The organism is Massilia yuzhufengensis (assembly GCF_900112225.1).
In the GTDB taxonomy this organism is placed as follows: domain Bacteria; phylum Pseudomonadota; class Gammaproteobacteria; order Burkholderiales; family Burkholderiaceae_D; genus Telluria; species Telluria yuzhufengensis.
Genome location: NZ_FOLD01000011.1, coordinates 60632 through 80297, shown reverse-complemented (window position 1 = coordinate 80297; position 19666 = coordinate 60632). Strand labels below are relative to the sequence as shown.

The window sequence follows — 19666 nt, the reverse complement described above, 5'->3', positions numbered from 1 at the left end:
GCGGGTCAGCCGACCTGGATCCCGGCACTGGCGCCGGGCCGGATCAGGCCGCGCTGGGTCGCCACCACCACCGCGTGGGTGCGCGCGGTGGCGTCGAGCTTGCTCATCACGCCCTTGACGTGGGTCTTCACGGTGCCCACCCCGATGCCGAGCTTGCGCGCAATCGACTTGTTGCAGCAGCCCTGCGCCAGCAGCTGCAGGACGTCGGTCTCGCGCCCGGTCAGCGACTCGCGGGTAAGGCTGTCGGCGACGCTGCGCGACATCGATTCGCTCAGGTAGCGCTGGCCGCGCATCAGCTGTCCGACCGCGTGCACCAGCTCGTCCGGGCTGCAGGACTGCAGCAGGTAGCCGGCCACGCCGGCGTCCATCGCCAGCCGGACTTCCCACTCCTTGTCGAACTGGGTCACCACCAGCACCCACGGCGGCGCGATGCCGCCTGGCTGGCGCGCCAGCGCCACCCCGGTGTCGTAGTCGCCTACCAGCACCCGGGCCACGCGCTGGGCTTCGGGCTGGTCGAGGTGGGTCGTCACGCGCAGGCCCGGCTGGTCGGCCAGCACGGCGCGCAAGCCGACCGTCATGATCGGGTCGGTATGCATGATATGGACGGCGGAAGAGATCGGTTGCATGTGCGGGCTCCGGCATACGGCAGCGGGCGTTGCTGCCTACCGACATATTGAAACGACAAGAACGTCAAGGCAAGTAATGGTTTGTAATAACTGGTCGTTATGCATGGCTTGCAGCCGATGCGATCGCGCTCGCCCGACATGGCGATGGGATATACTTGCCCGATCATGCGCCTGACTTCCTTCACCGACTACACCCTGCGGACCCTGCTCCACCTTGGCAGCAACCCGGGGCGCCTCGTGACGATCCAGGAAATCGCCGACCTGCACAGCATCTCGAAAAACCACCTGATGAAGGTCGTGCACGAGCTGGGCCGCAATGGCGTGATCGAAACGATCCGCGGCCGCAACGGCGGTTTCCGCCTGGCCCACAAGCCGGCCGACATCAATATCGGCGCCGTGGTGCGCCAGAGCGAGAGCGATTTCTACATGGCCGAGTGCTTCGACCCGGGCGGCAACCCGTGCGGGCTGGTCAAGGATTGCGGCCTGAAGGGCGTGCTCGGCAATGCCACGGCGGCCTACCTGGGCGAACTCGACCGCCACACCCTGGCCTCGCTCCTCCCCGAACCCGCCCCGCGCGACGCCAGCATCCCGATGACCTTTCAACGCAAGGAAGCCGAAGCCGCCTAAGGCCCCGTTTTTTTTAAATCCACTTCGGGGTCAGGTCTGACATTTGGACACGAGCTCTGCATTGGCCTCAGATTGATTGCCTTTGCAAAGTTGTCGCCGCGCCAGCGAGATCAAAAAATATCCTGATTCCAAATGCTGAGAAGACATTTTTTCTGAAAATAGTGAGATACGGTCGAGCTCGTGTCTAAATTTCAGACCTGACCCCGAAGTAAAAAAACCTTGGCCTCAGATTGATTGCCTTTGCAAAGTTGTCGCCGCGCCAGCGAGATCAAAAAATATCCTGATTCCAAATGCTGAGAAGACATTTTTTCTGAAAATAGTGAGATACGGTCGAGCTCGTGTCTAAATTTCAGACCTGACCCCGAAGTAAAAAAACCGGCCATCGGCCGGTTTGCTTTTTTCTGCAGGTGATGCGATACAGCTGAGCTCGTGTCCATTTTTTTTAAATCCACTTCGGGGTCAGGCTTACACCTGCATGTTCATGATGTCGTGGTAGGCTGATACGAGTTTGTTGCGTACTTGCACCGTACTCTGGAAAGCGATGCTCGATTTCTGCATTGCGATCATCGTGTCGGACAAACTCACGGTATCATCGCCCATCGCAAACCGCTGGCCCAGTTCGCTTGCAGCTTTCTGGGTGTTGCTGACGCCCTCGAGCGTGGTCCTCAGCGCGTCGGCGAAGTCGAGCTTGGCGACTGGCTTTTCTCCGAGCCCAACCGTTCCACCAGGCGCGAGCGGTGCTGCCGCCGGCTTGGTTGCCGCGGACTTCAATTGCTCCATCATCGCCTGGATGCGGCTGCTGTCGATGCCTCCGATTCCACCAATACTCATCGTTCTCTCCTGCTGTCGATTCGAACTTCTCTGTTCAGGCTGTCAGAATATCAGTGCCTGAGCAATTTCCTCCTCTGAAGAAGCACGGGTTTATACCCCTATTTCAGGGTTTGAATGTTGCCTTGTGGCTTCATAATGCTCGCTAATCCCTCCATCCGGACACCTACCCACCATGGCAGCAGTTGCTGAAGACTTGAACGACATCCCGGCCGCAGACCAGCGCCAGGGCTTTTTCCAGACCACGATGGGCAAGCGTGTCGCCCTCGGCGGCGGCATTGCGCTCGTGGTGGCCATCATGGCTGCGCTCTGGATGTGGAGCCAGGCGCCGGACTACAAGGTGCTGTTCTCGAACTACAGCGACCGCGACGGCGGCGCCATTACCGCCTCGCTCGACCAGATGGGGGTCAAGTACAAGTTTTCCGAAGGCGGCAGCGCGATCCTCGTGCCAAGCGAGCAGATCCATGACCTGCGCCTGAAACTGGCCGCGCAGGGTCTGCCGAAAGGCGGCAATGTGGGCTTCGAGCTGATGGAAAACCAGAAGCTGGGCGTGTCCCAGTTCCTGGAACAGGTCAATTACCAGCGCTCGCTCGAAGGCGAACTGGCGCGCTCGATCCAGTCGCTCGGTTCGGTCAGCGCGGCGCGCGTCCACCTGGCGCTGCCGAAACCGTCCGTCTTCGTGCGCGACCAGCAAAAGCCCACCGCCTCCGTGCTGTTGAACCTGCAGCCGGGCCGCGCCCTCGATCCGGGCCAGGTCAGCGCCATCGTCCACCTGGTCGCGTCCAGCGTCCCGGAACTGACGGTCGGCAACGTCACCGTGGTCGACCAGACCGGCAACCTGCTGTCGGACACCTCGAACAAGGCGGCCGGCAACAAGGGCCTGGACGCCACCCAGCTCAAGTACGTCGACCAGGTCCAGCAGAACATCATCAAGCAGGTCGAATCGATCATCGCCCCGCTGGTCGGCAAGGAAAACGTGCGCGCCGAAGCGACCGCCGAAGTGGACTTCGCCCAGGTCGATACCGCCGCCGAGATGTACAAGCCGAATTCGCCGCCGGAGCCGCAGGCGATCCGCAGCCAGCAGACCTCGGAATCGACCCAGCCGGGCGGTGGCGCTTCCGGGGTGCCGGGCGCGCTGTCGAACCAGCCGCCGGGCGTGGCCACGGCGCCGATCGACGGCCAGCCGGCCGGCGCCAACGTGCCGGCCGCCGGTGGCCCTACCCGCAAGGACGCCACCACCAATTTCGAAGTCGACAAGACCATCCGCTACGAGCAGCGGCCGATGGGCGGCATCAAGCGCCTGACGGTGGGCGTGGTGGTGAACTACCGCCGCAGCGTGGACCCGAAGACCGGCAAGGTCACCGTGCGCCCGCTGGCCGCCGCCGAAGTGGCGCAGATCAATGAGCTGGTGAAACAGGCGATGGGCTACTCGCAGACGCGCGGCGACACCCTGAACGTGACCAACGCTCCGTTCAACGGCGTCGACAAGCCGGACGATGCACCGCTTGAGGTCGACTGGTGGCGCGACCCGGCCAACCTGCCGCTGGCCAAGGAAATCGGCAAGTACCTGCTGCTGTTCGCGGTGCTGGCCTTCCTCTACTTCCGGATCCTGCTGCCGCTGATGCGCCCGGCGATCAAGAAGTTCGACGAAGCCACCGCCGTGCCGCCGGAACCGGAGCCGGAGACCGAAGAAGAAATCGAAGCCGAGGCCGTCATTGCCGAGGAAGAGCTGGAAGAACAGGAAGTGGAACGCAGGAACCAGGGCTACCGCGCCAACCTGATCATGGCGCAGGAACTGGCGCGCAAGGACCCGCGGATCGTCGCTAACGTTGTAAAAGCATGGTTGGGATCAAATGAGTGACAAGGACAAAGAAGGCATCCAGCAGGCAGCGATCCTGATGCTGGCCCTGGGCGAAGCGGAAGCGGCCGAAGTGATGAAATTCCTCGGCCCGCGTGAAGTGCTCAAGCTCGGCGGCGCGATGGCGCAGATGAAGGCCGTGCAGCACGGCGAAGTGGTGAAGGTGCTGGAAGCGTTTGTCGAAGAAACCAACCTGCACTCGACCGTGGGCCTGGATTCGGACGAATACATCCGCCAGGTGCTCACCAAGGCGCTGGGCGACGACAAGGCCGCCGTGCTGCTCAACCGCATCCTGGGCGGCAAGGACGCGTCCGGCATCGAGAGCCTGAAGTGGATGGATTCGCCGTCGGTCGCCGAACTGATCCGCAACGAGCACCCGCAGATCATCGCCACCATCCTGGTCCACCTCGAGCGCGACCAGGCTTGCGAGATCCTGGCACACTTCACCGAACGCCTGCGCAACGACGTGGTGCTGCGCATCGCCACGCTCGACGGCGTCCAGCCTGCCGCGTTGCGCGAGCTGAACGACGTGCTGACCAAGCTGCTGTCGGGTAACGAGAACATCAAGAAGTCCTCGCTGGGCGGCGTGCGCACCGCGGCCGAGATCCTGAACTTCATGAGCGGCGAGCAGGAATCGGCGGTGATGGACAACATCAAGAACTACGACAACGACATGGCGCAGAAGATCATGGACGAGATGTTCGTGTTCGATAACATCATCGACATCGACGACCGCGGCATCCAGCTGCTGCTGCGCGAAGTGCAGTCCGACATGCTGATCATCGCGCTCAAGGGCGCCTCGCAAGATTTGCGTGACAAGATCTTCAAGAACATGTCGCAGCGCGCCAGCGAGATGATGCGCGAAGACCTGGAGTCGAAAGGCCCGGTCCGCCTGTCGGAAGTGGAAACCCAGCAGAAACAGATCCTGCAAATCGTGCGCCGCCTGGCGGACGAGGGCCAGATCGTGCTGGGCGGTAAAGGTGAGGATTCCTTCGTCTGATGATTCCAAAGGAACAGCAAAGCGCTTATCAGCGCTGGGAAATGACCTCGTTCGGCGACGAACGCCCGAGCACCGTGGCGCGCCGCGCCGCGATGGCGCCGCCACCGGCCCCTGCCCCGGCCGCCGCGCCCGAGGCGGGCGAGTTCGTGCCCAACGTGACGCTCCCCACCGCCGAAGAGCTCGAAGCGATCCATGAGCAGGCGCGCGCGGAAGGCTATGCCGAAGGCCTGGAAGCCGGCCGCGCTGCCGGCCATGCCGAAGGCTATGCCGACGGCGCCGCGGCTGGCCAGCAAGAAGCGTCCGCCGAGCTGGAACACCTGCGCAGCATCGCCGCCACCTTCAGCGACGCCGTGGTGCAGGCCGACGAGACCATCGCCCACGACGTGCTGGAACTGGCCCTGCGCCTGGCGCGCGGCATGGTGCGCACGGCCTTCGACGTGCGCCCGGAACTGATCTTGCCGGTGGTGCAGGAAGCGATCGGCTACCTGCCGGTGTTGGCCCAGCCGGCCACGCTCACGCTCAACCCGGACGACGCCGAGATCGTGCGCCAGGCCATGGGCCAGGAACTGATCAAGGGCGGCTGGCGCATCGTCGACGACGCCGGCATGGCGCGCGGCGGCTGCAAGGTCGATACCGCCAGCAACCAGATCGACGCCCAGGCTGCGGCGCGCTGGGGCCGCCTGACCCACGCCCTGCAGGGCAACGTCGACTGGCTCGGAAACTGAGCATGGCGACCACCGACCGCCACACCGCGCGCTGGAAAGCTTTCATCAAGGACTGCGATTCGCTGGTCGGCTTCGCCGAACCGATGCAGGTGTCCGGGCGCATCACGCGCGTGGCCGGCCTGGTGATGGAATGCGTGGGCCTGAAGCTGGCCGTCGGCAGCGCCTGCACCATCCCGATGGCCAACGGCACGAAAATCGAGGCCGAAGTGGTGGGTTTCGAAGGCGAGCGCCTGTTCCTGATGCCGCAGAGCGATGTCGAGGGCGTGGTGCCCGGTTCGCGCGTGTTCCCGGTGGAATCGGCCCTGCCCAAGCCGGGCACGGTGCAGCACCCGCGCCGCCGCCCGAGCGACCGGGCGCGCCACCTGCCGGTGGGCATGCAGCTGCTTGGCCGGGTGGTCGATGGCGCCGGCCGCCCGCTGGACGGCAAGGGCCCGCTCAACACCGACGAGGTCGGCCCGCTCAACGCACGCCCGATCAACCCGCTCGACCGCGCGCCGATCTCGGAAACCCTGGATGTGGGCGTGCGCGCCATAAACGCCATGCTGACGGTCGGCCGCGGCCAGCGCCTGGGCCTGTTCGCCGGTACCGGTGTCGGTAAATCGGTGTTGCTGGGCATGATCGCGCGCTACACGACGGCCGACGTGATCGTGGTCGGCCTGATTGGCGAACGCGGTCGCGAAGTCAAGGAATTCATCGAGCAGATCCTCGGGCCGGAAGGCCGCGCCCGCTCGGCCGTGGTGGCCGCGCCGGCCGACTCGCCGCCGCTGATGCGCTTGCAGGGCGCGGCCTACGCTACCGCCATTGCCGAGCACTTCCGCGAGCAGGGCAAGAATGTCCTCTTGATCATGGATTCGCTTACCCGCTATGCCATGGCGCAGCGCGAGATCGCGCTGGCCATCGGCGAGCCGCCGGCCACCAAGGGCTATCCGCCCTCGGTGTTCGCCAAGCTGCCGGTGCTGGTAGAACGCGCCGGCAACGGGCTCGAGGGTGGCGGCTCGATCACCGCCTTCTACACCGTGCTGTCCGAGGGCGACGACCAGCAAGACCCGATCGCCGATGCCGCGCGCGGTATCCTGGACGGCCACATCGTGCTCAACCGTCACCTGGCCGAGGCCGGCCATTACCCGGCGATCGATATCGAACAGTCGATTTCGCGGGCCATGCACGGCATCACCACCCACGAGCACCAGCTGGCGGCGCGCAAGCTCAAGCAGCTGTATTCGCGCTACCAGCGCTCGCGCGACCTGATCAGCGTGGGCGCCTACGCCGCCGGCAGCGACCCGGTGCTCGACATGGCGATTGAAAAGAATGAACAGATCGAACACTTCCTGTGCCAGGAAATCCACGACAACGCGAGCATGCTGGAGAGCTTGGGGCAATTGACCTCTCTGTTCTGATGATGAAAGGATGCTTGGCGGCATTATAGTGTGACCTATTATGGCCAATGCATCCGCACTCGACACCCTGATCGACCTTGCCCAGCGCGATTCCGACGCGATCGCCAAGCGCCTGGGCGCGGCCCTGAAGGCGGTCGAGGAAGCCGAACAGAAGCTGGTGATGCTGGACGGTTACCGCGACGAATACGTGCGCAAGCTCGACGCGGCCCAGGCCGCCGGCATCACGCCGTTCTCGTACCAGAACTTCGTGGCCTTCATCGGCAAGCTGGACAACGCAATCATCGGCCAGCGCGAAGTGATCAAGCACGCGCAGTACAAGGCGGATTCCGAAAAGAATGCCTGGCAGGAAAGCGAGCGCAAGCGCCTGTCCTACCGCACCCTGAACGAACGCGCCGCAGCCGAGGCGCTCGCGATCGAGAACAAGCGCGACCAGAAACTGATGGACGACCACGCGGCGCGTGGCGCCCGCTACAAACAACGCTGAACCAAAGCGAGCCCTCACCATGACGATGCAGACGAACCCCCTCCCGTTCCAGGTCTCCGGCGCCAGCGCGCTGGCCCAGCCGCAACGCAATGCCGCCGCCGGCGTGCAGGCCCAGGCCGATGGCGGCCAGTTCGGCGCCACGCTGTCGCGCGAGATCGCCCAGCGCCAGGCCACGGCGCCTTCCAGCGCCCAAGGCGCGGCCCCGGCCTCCGCTTCGGCCAACAAGCCGGCCACGACGGCCAAGCCGGCCGACAAGCCCGCCACCCAGGGACCGAAAGCGGCCGCGCGCGAGCCGGCCAGGCAGAACGAGCCCGCGTCCGACGCGCCTGCGACGGCCCAGGCCGGCGCCCAGGCCGAAGCCGCCGACAGCGCGCAGGACGCCGCCGCGGCGGCCGACTCCGCGAGCGCCGCCGCCGAAGCCGCGGCGGCCCCGGTAACCGACATGCTGGCCTTCATGGCCAGCCTGGCCCAGCCGGCGCCCGCAGCCGCCGTGCCAGTCACCGCCGAAGCACCGCTTCCCGCCGCCGGCGCCGATCAGCAACTGGCCGCGCTGCAGTCCGCGTTTGCCAAGCTCGACACCGCCGACGGCGCCACCGCCGCCCCGGCCCTGGGCGTGGCCACCGAGGGCGACGCCGCCGACGGCGGCTTCGCGCTGGCGCCCGGCGTGCAGCCGGCGCCGGACGAAGCAGCCGACCTGCGGGGCGTGCAGCAGGCCGCCCAGGCGGCCGTTCAGGGCAATGCCCAGGACAACCAGGGCAAGCTGCAGGTCCAGGCACGCCAGGTCGCAGTCGACGCCGCCGCCATCGAAGCGCCGGCCCCGGCCGTCACCCAGCTGCAGGCCCAGGCCGCCAAGCTCGATGCGCTCAACCCGGCCGCCGTGCCGGCCGACCGGATCCCGGCGCGCGTGGGCACCCAGGCCTGGGACAACCAGGTCAGCCAGCGCATCGTGTACATGGTCGGCAAGGAGCAGGCCGCAACCCTGACCCTGAACCCGCCGGACCTGGGTCCGGTGCAGGTGGTCCTGAACGTGGGCAACGACGGCGCCAGCGTGGCCTTCTCCTCGAGCCAGCCGGAAGTCCGCCAGGCACTGGAAAACGCCCTGCCGCGCCTGCGCGAGATGATGAGCGAGAGCGGTATCGCGCTCGGTAACGCGACCGTGGATGCGGGCACCCAGCAACAGCGCCAGGCCCAGGATGGCGAGCGCCGTGGCAACGGTGGCGCCGGTGGGCCGCGCTTCGCCGACAGCACCGAGGGTGCGGGCGCCGGCGACGCCGGCGCCCGTCCCGCCACCCGCACGGTGGCGCTGGGCGAACGCGGAATGGTCGACACCTTCGCCTGACCAGGCGCCCCCCGCGGCGCATCATTGTGGGATTGCCGTCCGTTATCCCCTCTTTTCGGGGCTTGGCGGTCTCGGCCTCCCCACGATGATGCCATAATAACGGACACAATCTTTTAGGCAGTAAGAGGCATCTTGAAAGCGAACCCGAAAATGAAGGCCGATCCCAAGGCAGACGCAGCAGCGGCAGCGCCGGCCGGCTCCAAGAAGAAGCTGATCATCATCGCGGTGGCGGCCGTGCTGCTGCTCGGCGGCGGCGGGGGCGCGGCCTGGTACTTCATGCAGGGCGGCGACGCCGCTGCCGGCCACGAGAGCCCGAAGGAAACCAAGAAGAAAAAGAAGGAGTCGGGCGCCAAGCCGGAATACGTGCCGGTCGAAGCCTTCACCGTCAACCTGCAGCCGGAAAACGGCGAGCAGTACCTGCAGGTGCAGTTCACCCTGCAGGTCGACGGCGCCGAACAGGGCACCCTGATCAAGGACAATATGGCGATCGTGCGCAACCGCGTGCTGCTGCTCCTGTCGGGCAAGAAGGCATCGGAAATCAGCACGGTGCAGGGCAAGCAGCAGCTTGCCGCCGAAATCCAGGCCATCATCCGCGAGCCCTTCGAGAAAGAAGGCGACGAGCAGGAAGTAACCGACGTACTATTTACCTCGTTTATCATCCAGTAAGCACCCATGGCCGATAATTTCCTCTCCCAGGAAGAAGTCGATGCCCTCCTCAAGGGGGTCAACGGCGACCAGGACGACATTGCCGCGCCTGAAGATACCTCGGGGGTCCGCACCTACAACCTGGCGACGCAGGAGCGGATCGTCCGCGGCCGCATGCCGACGCTCGAGATCATCAACGAGCGTTTCGCCCGCTACCTGCGGGTGGGCCTGTTCAACTTCCTGCGCCGCAGCGCCGAAGTGTCGGTGGGCTCGGTGCGGGTGTCGAAGTACAGCGAATTCATCCGCAACCTGGTGGTGCCGACCAACCTGAACCTGATCCACATGAAGCCGCTGCGCGGCACCGCGTTGATGGTGTTCGACCCGGGCCTCGTGTTCCTGCTGGTGGACAACCTGTTCGGTGGCGACGGCCGCTTCCACACCCGGGTCGAAGGCCGCGACTTCACCCAGACCGAGCAGCGCATCATCCTGCGTATCCTGGATATCGTGTTCGAGGCCTACGGCAAGTCGTGGGAGCCGGTCTACCCGGTCGAGTTCGAGTACATCCGGTCCGAGATGAACACCCAGTTCGCCAACATCGCCACCCCGAACGAGGTGGTGGTGTCGTGCACCTTCACCATCGAACTCGGTTCGGTGTCGGGCCAGATCCACTTCTGCATGCCCTACTCGATGATCGAGCCGATCCGCGACGCCCTGACCTCGAGCCTGCAGGGCGAGGCGCTGGAAGTCGACAAGCGCTGGGTGCGCCTGATGACGCAGCAGATCCAGGTCGCCGAAGTCGAGCTGGTGGCGGTGCTGGGCGAAGGCCGCGCCAACTTCGACGAAATCCTCAACATGAAGATCGGCGACGTTATCCCGATCACGGTGCCGGAGATGCTGCAGGCCACGGTCGATGGCGTCCCGGTGATGGATTGCACCTACGGCGTCTTCAGCGGCCAGTACGCGCTGAAGGTCGAAAAATTGCTCGCCAATAGCGACAGCTTTAACAAGTAAGGAGAACACCATGTCCGATACCCAGGACGACCAGGACGGCCTCGACGACGATTGGGGCGCGGCGATCGCCGAGCAGGCCGCAGCCGAAGCGGCGGCCCTCGAGCGCCAGCAGCAGGCTGCCGCGGCAGCGCCGACCGCCGCCGTGTTCAAGGATTTCTCGAACAAGGGCGCGCGCAACGAGACCCCGAACGACATCGACTTCATCCTCGATATCCCGGTCCAGCTGACGGTCGAACTCGGCCGCACCAAGATCGCGATCAAGAACCTGCTGCAGCTGGCGCAGGGCTCGGTCGTCGAGCTCGACGGCCTGGCCGGCGAGCCGATGGACGTGCTGGTCAACGGCTGCCTGATCGCCCAGGGCGAGGTGGTGGTCGTGAACGACAAGTTCGGTATCCGCCTGACTGATATCATTACGCCATCGGAACGGATCAGAAAACTGAATAAATGACCTCGCGCAACGTCGCACGTAGTAATCCAGCAGGGTGGGCGGCGCAGTCCACCCTGTTGCTCGCCGTGGCGCTGCTGCTGCCGAACGCGGCAACGGCCCAGCAAGCCGGCGACGCCGCCGCCCCGATTCCGGTGCCGGCCCCGGCCTCGGTCGAGACCCAGCCGCTGCCGAAAGGCGCGACCACGGCCGGCCGCCCCGCCACCCTGGCCCAGCCCGCCCCATCCGGCCCGGTCTCGACGCCGGTGCAGGAGCCCGGCCCGGCCGCCGCCCCCGCCGCCGACCCGGCGCCCCTGGCTTCCCCCGCCCCCGGCCAGCGCCCGCCGCAGGTCGTGATGCCCGGCCCGCCCGCGCCCGGCCCCGGCAGCCTGCTGCAGACCATCCTCGCGCTGGTGCTGGTGCTGGGCCTGCTGCTCGGCCTGGCCTGGTTCCTGAAGCGCTATGGCCCGCGCGGCATCGGCGCCAGCGCCAACGTGAAGCTGGTCGGCGCTCTCAATATCGGCGGGCGCGAGCGCATCATGGTGGTCGAGGTGGGCGACCAGTGGATCGTCGTCGGCGCGTCGCCGGGACGGGTCAACGCCCTGGCCACCATGCCGCGCCAGGAAGGCGCCGAACAGCATGCCTCGCTCGCCGCCCACGCGCCTGCCGCCGGCAGCTTCGGCGACTGGCTCAAGAACACGATCGACAAACGCAATGCGACATAAGCACACCGTCAACCGCCTGCTGCTGGGCGCTGCCATGGTGGCGCTGCCGCTGGCGGCCCTGGCCGCGCCCGGCATCCCCGCCTTCACCACCAGCCCCGCCCCGGGCGGCGGCACCCAGTACACGCTGCCGGTCCAGACGCTGATCCTGATGACGGCGCTGACCTTCCTGCCGGCGGCGCTGCTGATGATGACGGCCTTCACCCGCATCATCATCGTGCTCTCGCTGCTGCGCCAGGCGATCGGCACCGCCACCGCGCCGCCCAACCAGGTGATGGTGGGGCTGGCGCTGTTCCTGACCTTCTTCGTGATGGGGCCGACTTTTGATCGCATCTACACCGAGGCCTACCTGCCGCTGCAGGAAAACCGGATGCAGATGAGCGAGGCGCTGGACCGCGGCGTGGTGCCGCTCAAGGAATTCATGATCAAGCAGACCCGCCAGTCGGACCTGGCGCTGTTCGTCAAGATCTCGCGCTCCCCTGCCCTGCAGGGCCCCGAAGACATCCCGCTGCGGGTGCTGATCCCGGCGTTCGTGACGAGCGAACTGAAAACCGCGTTCCAGATCGGCTTCGCGATCTTCATCCCCTTCCTGATCATCGACATGGTGGTGGCCTCGGTGCTGATGGCGATGGGGATGATGATGATGTCGCCCGCGGTGATCTCGCTGCCGTTCAAGCTGATGCTGTTCGTGCTGGTCGACGGCTGGCAGTTGTTGCTGGGTTCGCTTGCCCAGAGTTTTTACTAGGGAAGGCCAGGCATGACTCCCGAATCCGTCATGACGATGGGCCGCACGGCGATGGAAGTGACCCTGATGGTCTCGGCCCCGCTGCTGCTGGTGGCCCTGATCATCGGCCTGATCATCAGCATCTTCCAGGCCGCCACCCAGATCAACGAAGCGACCCTGTCCTTCATCCCGAAACTGGTCGGCATCTTCATCGCGCTGGTCGTGGCCGGGCCGTGGATGCTGTCGGTCATGCTGGACTATATGCGCGGGATCTTTACCGGCATCCCAGGCATGGTCGGGTAAGCGGCGGCCTGCGCGCATGCTGAGCCTGTCTACCGGCGAGATGAACGCCTGGATCGTGGGGCTGCTGTGGCCGCTCACGCGCATCCTCGGCCTGGTCGCCAGCGCGCCGCTGTTCGGCAATGCCGGCGTGCCGATGTCGATCAAGCTCTCGCTCGGCGTGCTGCTGGCCGCCGTGATCGCGCCCACCGTTCCCGCCGGCCCGGCGCTCGACCCGACCTCGTGGGCGGGCCTCTTGATCCTGGTGAAGGAACTCCTGATCGGCGTGGCGATGGGCTTCGCCATGCGCGTCGTGTTCGCCGCCATCGAGTATGCCGGCGAAGTGGCCAGCATGACGATGGGCCTGGGCTTCGCCGTCTTCTTCGACCCCAATTCGCGCGGCCGCTCGGCCGCCGTGGCCCAGTTCCTGACGCTGGTGGCCACCATGGCCTTCCTGGCCGTGAACGCCCACCTGGTGCTGCTGGCGGCGCTGGCCGAAAGCTTCGTCACGATGCCGATCTCCAGCACGCCGTTTTCCGGCAACGCGCCGCTCGAACTGGCGCGCTGGGGCGGACGCATCTTCTCCAGCGGCCTGCAATTGGCGCTGCCGATCGTGGCGGCGCTCCTGATCACCAACGTGGCGCTGGGCATCCTGACGCGCGCCGCGCCGCAGCTGAACATCTTCGGTATCGGCTTCCCGGTGACCCTGGGCGTGGGCTTCCTGACCCTGAGCCTGGCCATGCCCTACCTCGGCATGCCGATCGTCAACCTGTTCAACCAGGGGATCGAGGCCGGCCGCGCGGCGCCGCGCGCCGCGGCCGTGACGCCGGCCAGGCCCGCGCCGGGCTAGGCCGGCGCCACGCTAGAATCGGCCATCCCGACCCGACCTGTACGCCGATGACACTCCCCCGCCATTACAACGCCCTGGCCGCCTTCCTGTGCGCCGGCTTTGCCCTTGGTGCGCGCGCCGCACCGACGCCGGCGCCGGTGCGCGCCGAAATCACCTCCTTGTTGGTGAAACTGCACTCCTCCGGCTGCCAGTTCGAACGCAACCGCAGTTGGCACAGCGCGGCCGACGCCCGCAGCCACCTGCTGCGCAAGCTCGACTACATCGAGAACAGGGAAAAGGCGGCGCTGGCCAGCACCGAGCAGTTCATCGACGCTGCCGCGTCGAAAAGCAGTTTGTCGGGCAGGGCGTACCGGGTCAAGTGCGGCACCGGTGGCCTGGTGGACAGCGCGGAGTGGTTGAACAGGGAACTGCGGCAGCTGCGGGAGCCGGGTGCAAGGATCCGGCCGTAAGTGTTATGTTTTTTGTGTATCGCGGTGATTCGAAATAGCGATTGGATTAATTTCTGGTTGCGGGCTAAGCTGTCGTCATTGTTTATTGCCGCAAGGAAGGAATGACCATGACCACTGCTGCCATCGAGTACCGCCAGGCCGCCCCGCTGTTCCCGCGCCTGTCCGCAGGTTTGCGCGCGAAGCTGCGCCGCGCTGTCGAGATGTTCGCCCAGCCCTACGTGATCCAGGGTTACCAGTACGACTAACGCAGTACCCCGGCGGCGCCAGGCGCCGCCGCACCCATCCCCCAGCCAGCAGCGCCTGGCCCGAACAGCTGATTCCCGCCTTACAGGTAGTTGAACAGCGACAGCCCCGACATCGTCTTGAACGACATCTGCGCCGCCTGCAGGGTGGTCTGCTGCATCGAGAAATCGGAGATGGCCTTGACCATGTCCAGGTCCTGCAGGTCGCCCAGGGTGGCCGCGTACTGGATGTCGAGGTCGTCGCCGGCGCTGTCCAGGTAATCCAGTTCCTTCAGGTGGGCGCCCACCGATGCCTGCACCGTCAGCACGTTGTCGTGGGCCGACTTCAGGTTGTCCAGCGCCGTATTGAGCCCGTTCGTATAAGCCGACTTGTCGGCCGCCGTGTCGGACGGCGAGCGCAGCGTGGCGATCAGGTCGGTGATGGTCTCGAACACGGACTGCTTGGTGCTCGGCGCCAGCGTGAAGCTGTCGCCATCTGCCGGCGCCCCCTTGATGTCGAAACTCGTGCCGCCCAGCGTGATCGCCTTGCCCGCCTCGTAGGCCTGGCTCGGGTAGGTGGTGGGCGGGGTGGTGGAGGTATCGACGGCGGTGTAGGTGGTCTGGGCCGGCGTGCCGCTCACGGCGAAGGTCAGCGTGAAGCTCTTGCCCTGCGATGCGTTGCGGTCGATCACGGAACCGGACGAGATGACGCCGGTGCCGGTATTGCCGCCGGTGGCCTGGGTTTGGAAGCTGCCATTGCCGGTAGCGTTGTTTTCGAACACGGCGCTGCCCGAGGCCGACAGCGGCATGCGGCGCGACGCCCCGACCTGCAGCTGGCGCTGGCCCTGGTCGCCGTCGTAGCGCGCGCCCTCGGCGGTGCGGCTGAATGGCTGGGTGGTCGCCATATAGCCGGAGAACAGGTAGCCGCCGGCGCCGTCGGTGCTGTTGGCCACGCCCATCAGGTCTTCCAGGCGCCCTTCCAGTTCGGTCGCCAGCGCGCGCCGGTCGGCCGGCAGCATGGCGGCATTGCCGGCGCTGACCGCCAGCTGCTGGATATTGATCAGGAGCGTGCCGGCATTCTGCAGCGCGCCTTCCACAGTCCCCAGCGACGAGCGTGCGCTGTCGCGGTTGGTGGCAAACTGGGTGTTCATTTCCTTCGACTGGCTCACTTCGAGCGCACGGGCCGAGGCCACCGGGTCGTCGGCCGGGGTCAGGATGCGGGTATTGGCCGACATCTGCGCCTGGGTACGCGACAGCGCGCTTTGCAGCGAGTTCAGTTGCGAGGTCGCGTTATTGAAAATCGAATAGGTACTGATGCGCATGGGAGCCTCGTGCTGGTGCGGGGTTAGCGGCCGATCGACAGCAGGGTGTCGAAGATGGTGCCGGCGATCTGCATGACCTTGCCCGCGGCCTGGTAGGCCTGCTGGTACTTGATCAGGTTGGTGGCTTCCTCGTCCAGGTTCACGCCCGAGACGTTGCCGGCGCTGGCCTGGGCCTGGGTCAGCAGCGCTTCGGCGGCCTTGCCGTTGACCTGCACTTCGCGGGTCTTGTTGCCCACCGTGCTGACCAGCTGGGCATAGGACGATTGCAGGGTGGCGGTGCCGTTGTTGAAGATGTTCTTGGTCTGCAGGTCGCCCAGCAGGCCGATGTTGCGCACGTCGCCGACGCCGCCGCTGTTGCCAGAAATCTTGAACTCGTCGCCATCGCCCGGCGCGCCGGACATGGTGACGCTGACGCCGCCAAAGGTGTAGGTGGCGCCTTCGAAGAACTTCACGCTGCCGGCGGCGACCGAGCTGGTGCTGCCGTCGCTCTTGGTCACCTGCACCGTGGCGCCGGGGAAGCCGCCCAGGTTGCCGGTGGCCTTGTCGAAAGTGAGCGTCACCGGCAGCGCAGGCGGGCTGTCCAGGAAGTCCTTGCTCACCGTTCCGGCGCTGATCTTGGCGGTGCCGGTATTGGTGAGCGGCGAGCTGGTGGCGATCGGCGCGGCAGCAGCGATGCCGGCCACGTCCTTGACCAGCACGTTGAAGTTGGCGGCGCCGCCGATGGTCGGGCGCACCAGGAACTCGTCGCCCTTGGCGGACGCGCCGGTGATCTTGAAGTCGATGCCGAACATGGTCTGGGTCGCGCCCGCGCCGGTGTACTCCATCTGGGCCTTGTCCGACAGGCGGGTGACCATGTACTTGCTGCCGTCGTACTCGACCTTCAGGTCGCTGTCGGCCAGGTTGGCGATGTCGCTGACGACGGCCGTGACCTCGGTGGTGCTGGTGACGGCGTTGTTGCTGTTCCGGCCCACGTAGGCCGGCGCCACGCTGAAGAAGTCGCCGCCCGGGTCGCCCTTCTGGTCCAGGCCGAGTTTGTGCTGGGCGTTGAATTCCAGCGCCATGCCGATCGCCACCTTGCCCAGCGCGCTCTGGGTCGGATCCAGGGTCTTGCTGCGGAACTCGAGCGCGCCGCCGAGGGTGCCGCCGGACAGGGCGCTGTCGGACAGCACCGTGACGCGCGAACCGGTCATGTAGCCCACTTCGAGGCGGGTCTGGTCGGTCGGCGACTTGGCGGCCGCCAGCTGGAAGGCGCGCTGGCCCACCACCAGCGGCTGGCCGCTGCCGATCGACACCGTCACGCTGTTGTTGTCGCCCGGGGTCACGGTGGCCTTGACGTGGGTGTTCAGCTCCATCACCAGCTGGTCGCGCTTGTCCAGCAGGTCGTTCGGCGCATGCTGCTGGGCCGCGGCGAAGGTACCTATCTTGTCGTTCAGGTCGGCGATCTGGTTGGCGTAGGAATTGATCATCGTAACGCTGGCCTCGATGGTGCTGTTCACGCCTTCGCGGATCTCGCCCAGGCGCGTGTCGAGCGCCTGGAAGCGCGTGGCCAGGGTCTCGGCACCGGACAGCATCGCCTGACGCGAAGGCACCGAGGCGCGGTTCGCGGCCATGTCCTGCACACCCTTGAAGAAGCTCTGCAGCGACGGCGACAGGCCGGCGGTCTGGTCGGCCAGCATGTTGTCGATCTGGCTGATCTGGGCGTGATACGACTCCAGGCCGCTCTTGCTGGCCTGGGCGTTACGCACCTGCACGTTGAGGAATTCGTCGCTGTAGCGCTTGATCTGGGACACCTGGGTGCCGGTGCCCAGGAAGCCGACGCCGGTATCGAGCATCGGGCCGGTGGCCTGCACCACGACCTGGCGGTTATAGCCGGCCACGTTGGCATTGGTGATGTTGTGACCGGTCGTCGACAGGCCCGCCTGTGCGGCGAACAGGCCAGTCTTGCCAATGCTAAGGAGGTTACCGGACATATTTTCTTTCTTTCTCTGACTGTTCTATCAACGGCAATTTTTGCGAAAACTTGACTTGGCGTTTCGACAAGCCCCGCCGGCGGCTTAGGCCAGCGAGTGCTTGATGATGCGGGTCAGCTTGGACGCGTAGTTCGGGTCGGTCGCATAGCCGGCGCGCTGCAGGCCGTGGGCGAAGGCCGAGGCGTCGCCGCCGCTGGCCAGCACTTTTTCGTAGCGCGGGTTCTTGGCCAGCATGTTGGCGTAATCCTTGAACGAGTCGGCCGGGGTGTCGTAGGCACGGAATTTCTCGACCCGGGTCTGGGCCTTGCCATTGACGTATTCGGTGGTCACGGCGGTGGCGACCTTGCCCTTCCAGCCAGGGCCGGCCTTGATGCCGAACAGGTTGTTGCTGTTGCTGCCGTCGGCGTTGCGGATCATGCGCTTGCCCCAGCCGCTTTCCAGCGCCGCCTGGCCCAGCATGAACTTGGCCGGCACGCCGGTGGCGCGCTCGGCTTCGGCGGCGTGGGCATGCAGCTTTTCCTGGAACGAGCGCACGTGCGGCGCCTGCACCCGGCCGCTCGCGGTGGTGAGCGCCAGTGCCGGCGAGCCCGGCTGGGTGGCGCCGGTCTTGATCATGGTGGCCGCGTCCATCCCTGGACGCATGCCGTTCAGGGGCGCGATCGCGGAAGCGGCTTCGGCGGCCTTGCCGGCGGCCACGCCATCGGCGCCGATCGCCAGCGCCTGCGCGCCCACGGCGTTGGAACTGAGCTGGCGGGTCAGCACGTCGGCCAGGCCCATGCCGCGCTTGGCCAGGTTCTGGCTCATCTGCTGGTCCAGCATGCCGGTGAACATCTTGCTTTGCTGGTTGTCCAGCATCCCCTCCTGCGGGGTGGCGTCGCGCATGCTCTTCATCATCATGTTGATGAACATGGCTTCGAACTGGGTGGCCGCTTCCTTCAGCGCGGCTGGCGAGCCGGCCTTGGCCGATTGCTTGAGTTCGCCCAGGCCCTTGGTGTCGAGGGCGAACTTGGCTGTAAGGTCAGTGGAAGGAGAGCCGATCATGGGGAGTCTTTATTAAATGATCTCGAGTTCGGCGCGCAGCGAACCGGCGGCCTTGAGCGCCTGCAGGATGGCCAGCAGGTCTTGCGGGGTGGTGCCGATCGCATTCATGGCTTTCACCACTTCGCCCAAGGACGCGCCGCCCTTGATCATCAGCACGCGGCCCGGGTCTTTCTTGACATCGACCGAGTTCGATTGCGTCACCACGGTCTGGCCGCGCGAGCCCGGGGCCGGCTGGCTGACGTTCGATTCGGCGCCCACCGTCACGGTGAGGTTGCCGTGCGAGATCGCGCAATTGTCGAGCATCACGGCCTGGTTCATCACGACCGAGCCGGTGCGGGCATTCATGACGACCTTTGCTGAATCTTTGGCTCGATTGATGTCGATGCTTTCTAGCTGACCAATGAAGGCCACCCGCTGGTCGCTCGACGACGGGGTGCGCACGCGGATCACGCGCCCGTCCAGCGCGGTAGCGATGCCGGCGCCGAACTGGTCGTTGATGGCTTCCACCACCCGCGCGGCGGTCGAGAAATCGGTCTGGTTCAGTTCGAGGCGGATCTGGTTGTCGGCGCCGAGGTTCGAGGCGACGGCGCGCTCCACCGTGGCGCCGCTGGAAATCTTGCCCACCGACAGGTGGTTGACCTGCACTTGCGCGCCGCCGGACTGGGCGCCGACGCCGCCGACCAGCACATTGCCCTGGGCCATGGCGTACACCTGGCCATCGGCGCCGTGCAGCGGGGTCATCAGCAGCGTACCGCCGCGCAGGCTCTTCGCGTTGCCGATCGACGACACCGTGATGTCGATCGCCTGGCCCGGCTGGGCGAAGGCCGGCAGCGCGGTGGTGACCATCACGGCGGCGACGTTCTTCAGCTGCAGCTGGGTGCCCGGCGGCAGGTTGACGCCCTTTTGCGCCAGCATCGCCTGGATCGACTGCACGGTGAACGGGGTCTGGCTGGTCTGGTCGCCGGTGCCGTCCAGGCCCACGACGATACCGTAGCCCGACAACTGGTTCTGGCGCACGCCGGCGATGCTGGCGAGGTCCTTCAGGCGCTCGGCCTGGGCCAGCGGCGCGGCGCCCGCGAAGAGCGCGCACAGCAGGGCAAGCGAAGTGAGTTTCATGCGCATGG

22 protein-coding genes are annotated in these 19666 nt (G+C 66.0%); 16 read left to right on the top strand and 6 right to left on the bottom strand.

The annotated features are described in order from the left end of the window. Positions 1-5 precede the first annotated feature (5 nt). Positions 6-626 carry a response regulator transcription factor gene (locus tag BM031_RS11520; protein WP_177207725.1) on the bottom strand — a complete coding sequence of 207 codons (621 nt, stop codon included), beginning with the start codon at positions 624-626 and terminating at the stop codon, positions 6-8. Positions 627-791: 165 nt separating this feature from the next. Here BM031_RS11520 and BM031_RS11515 point away from each other — a divergent pair, with 165 nt between their 5' ends. Beyond that, positions 792-1253, top strand: a complete 462-nt coding sequence (locus BM031_RS11515) for an RrF2 family transcriptional regulator (protein ID WP_091874777.1) — start codon at positions 792-794, stop codon at positions 1251-1253. Between the two features lie 465 nt (positions 1254-1718). Here the strand turns inward: BM031_RS11515 and fliE are convergent, their stop codons facing one another. After that, positions 1719-2084 carry a flagellar hook-basal body complex protein FliE gene (fliE, locus tag BM031_RS11510; RefSeq protein WP_091874712.1) on the bottom strand — a complete coding sequence of 122 codons (366 nt, stop codon included), beginning with the start codon at positions 2082-2084 and terminating at the stop codon, positions 1719-1721. 172 nt (positions 2085-2256) lie between these two features. Between fliE and fliF the strand changes: the two genes are divergently transcribed. The 15 genes from fliF to BM031_RS25510 all read left to right on the top strand — a co-directional run bounded on the left by fliF (position 2257) and on the right by BM031_RS25510 (position 14233). Then, positions 2257-3942, top strand: coding sequence for a flagellar basal-body MS-ring/collar protein FliF (gene fliF / locus BM031_RS11505; RefSeq protein ID WP_091874711.1), 1686 nt, complete (start codon positions 2257-2259; stop codon positions 3940-3942). After that, complete coding sequence (fliG, locus tag BM031_RS11500; protein WP_091874710.1) at positions 3935-4939, top strand: flagellar motor switch protein FliG; 1005 nt, start codon at positions 3935-3937, stop codon at positions 4937-4939. The genes fliF and fliG overlap by 8 nt, the downstream gene beginning before the upstream one ends. Then, positions 4939-5664, top strand: a complete 726-nt coding sequence (locus BM031_RS11495; RefSeq protein WP_229408801.1) for a flagellar assembly protein FliH — start codon at positions 4939-4941, stop codon at positions 5662-5664. Before fliG ends, BM031_RS11495 begins: the two co-directional genes overlap by 1 nt. A 2-nt stretch (positions 5665-5666) precedes the next feature. Then, on the top strand, positions 5667-7061 hold the full coding sequence (gene fliI / locus BM031_RS11490; RefSeq protein ID WP_091874708.1) for a flagellar protein export ATPase FliI: 1395 nt from the start codon (positions 5667-5669) through the stop codon (positions 7059-7061). A 40-nt stretch (positions 7062-7101) separates the two neighbouring features. Further along, entirely contained in the window at positions 7102-7545 is a 444-nt protein-coding gene (fliJ, locus tag BM031_RS11485) for a flagellar export protein FliJ (protein ID WP_091874707.1), read from the top strand. A gap of 19 nt (positions 7546-7564) precedes the next feature. After that, the gene (locus BM031_RS11480; RefSeq protein ID WP_091874706.1) at positions 7565-8884 is read left to right on the top strand and encodes a flagellar hook-length control protein FliK; all 1320 of its coding nucleotides are present in this window, start codon (positions 7565-7567) and stop codon (positions 8882-8884) included. Between the two features lie 150 nt (positions 8885-9034). Continuing rightward, entirely contained in the window at positions 9035-9550 is a 516-nt protein-coding gene (gene fliL, locus BM031_RS11475; RefSeq protein ID WP_091874705.1) for a flagellar basal body-associated protein FliL, read from the top strand. 6 nt (positions 9551-9556) lie between these two features. Next, on the top strand, positions 9557-10540 hold the full coding sequence (gene fliM, locus BM031_RS11470) for a flagellar motor switch protein FliM (RefSeq protein ID WP_091874704.1): 984 nt from the start codon (positions 9557-9559) through the stop codon (positions 10538-10540). Between the two features lie 10 nt (positions 10541-10550). Then, the gene (fliN, locus tag BM031_RS11465; protein ID WP_091874703.1) at positions 10551-10988 is read left to right on the top strand and encodes a flagellar motor switch protein FliN; all 438 of its coding nucleotides are present in this window, start codon (positions 10551-10553) and stop codon (positions 10986-10988) included. Beyond that, positions 10985-11689 (top strand): flagellar biosynthetic protein FliO, encoded by a 705-nt coding sequence (fliO, locus tag BM031_RS11460; RefSeq protein ID WP_091874702.1) that lies wholly within the window; start codon positions 10985-10987, stop codon positions 11687-11689. Before fliN ends, fliO begins: the two co-directional genes overlap by 4 nt. Further along, a complete protein-coding gene (gene fliP, locus BM031_RS11455; RefSeq protein ID WP_091874701.1) occupies positions 11679-12431 on the top strand; it encodes a flagellar type III secretion system pore protein FliP in 753 nt (250 codons plus the stop codon). Before fliO ends, fliP begins: the two co-directional genes overlap by 11 nt. A gap of 12 nt (positions 12432-12443) precedes the next feature. Beyond that, positions 12444-12713 carry a flagellar biosynthesis protein FliQ gene (gene fliQ / locus BM031_RS11450; protein WP_091874700.1) on the top strand — a complete coding sequence of 90 codons (270 nt, stop codon included), beginning with the start codon at positions 12444-12446 and terminating at the stop codon, positions 12711-12713. A gap of 16 nt (positions 12714-12729) precedes the next feature. After that, positions 12730-13539: a flagellar biosynthetic protein FliR gene (gene fliR / locus BM031_RS11445; RefSeq protein WP_091874699.1), complete on the top strand. Its 810-nt coding sequence runs from the start codon at positions 12730-12732 to the stop codon at positions 13537-13539. A gap of 47 nt (positions 13540-13586) precedes the next feature. Then, a complete protein-coding gene (locus BM031_RS11440) occupies positions 13587-13988 on the top strand; it encodes a DUF5329 family protein (protein ID WP_177207724.1) in 402 nt (133 codons plus the stop codon). Between the two features lie 107 nt (positions 13989-14095). Continuing rightward, complete coding sequence (locus BM031_RS25510; protein WP_177207723.1) at positions 14096-14233, top strand: hypothetical protein; 138 nt, start codon at positions 14096-14098, stop codon at positions 14231-14233. A gap of 80 nt (positions 14234-14313) precedes the next feature. Here the strand turns inward: BM031_RS25510 and flgL are convergent, their stop codons facing one another. From flgL to BM031_RS11420, 4 genes are all read right to left on the bottom strand, one after another. Beyond that, positions 14314-15531 (bottom strand): flagellar hook-associated protein FlgL, encoded by a 1218-nt coding sequence (gene flgL / locus BM031_RS11435; protein WP_091874698.1) that lies wholly within the window; start codon positions 15529-15531, stop codon positions 14314-14316. Between the two features lie 23 nt (positions 15532-15554). Next, the gene (flgK, locus tag BM031_RS11430) at positions 15555-17501 is read right to left on the bottom strand and encodes a flagellar hook-associated protein FlgK (protein WP_091874697.1); all 1947 of its coding nucleotides are present in this window, start codon (positions 17499-17501) and stop codon (positions 15555-15557) included. Between the two features lie 84 nt (positions 17502-17585). Next, entirely contained in the window at positions 17586-18542 is a 957-nt protein-coding gene (flgJ, locus tag BM031_RS11425) for a flagellar assembly peptidoglycan hydrolase FlgJ (RefSeq protein ID WP_091874696.1), read from the bottom strand. A 12-nt stretch (positions 18543-18554) separates the two neighbouring features. After that, a complete protein-coding gene (locus tag BM031_RS11420; protein WP_307186644.1) occupies positions 18555-19658 on the bottom strand; it encodes a flagellar basal body P-ring protein FlgI in 1104 nt (367 codons plus the stop codon). Positions 19659-19666: the final 8 nt, after the last annotated feature.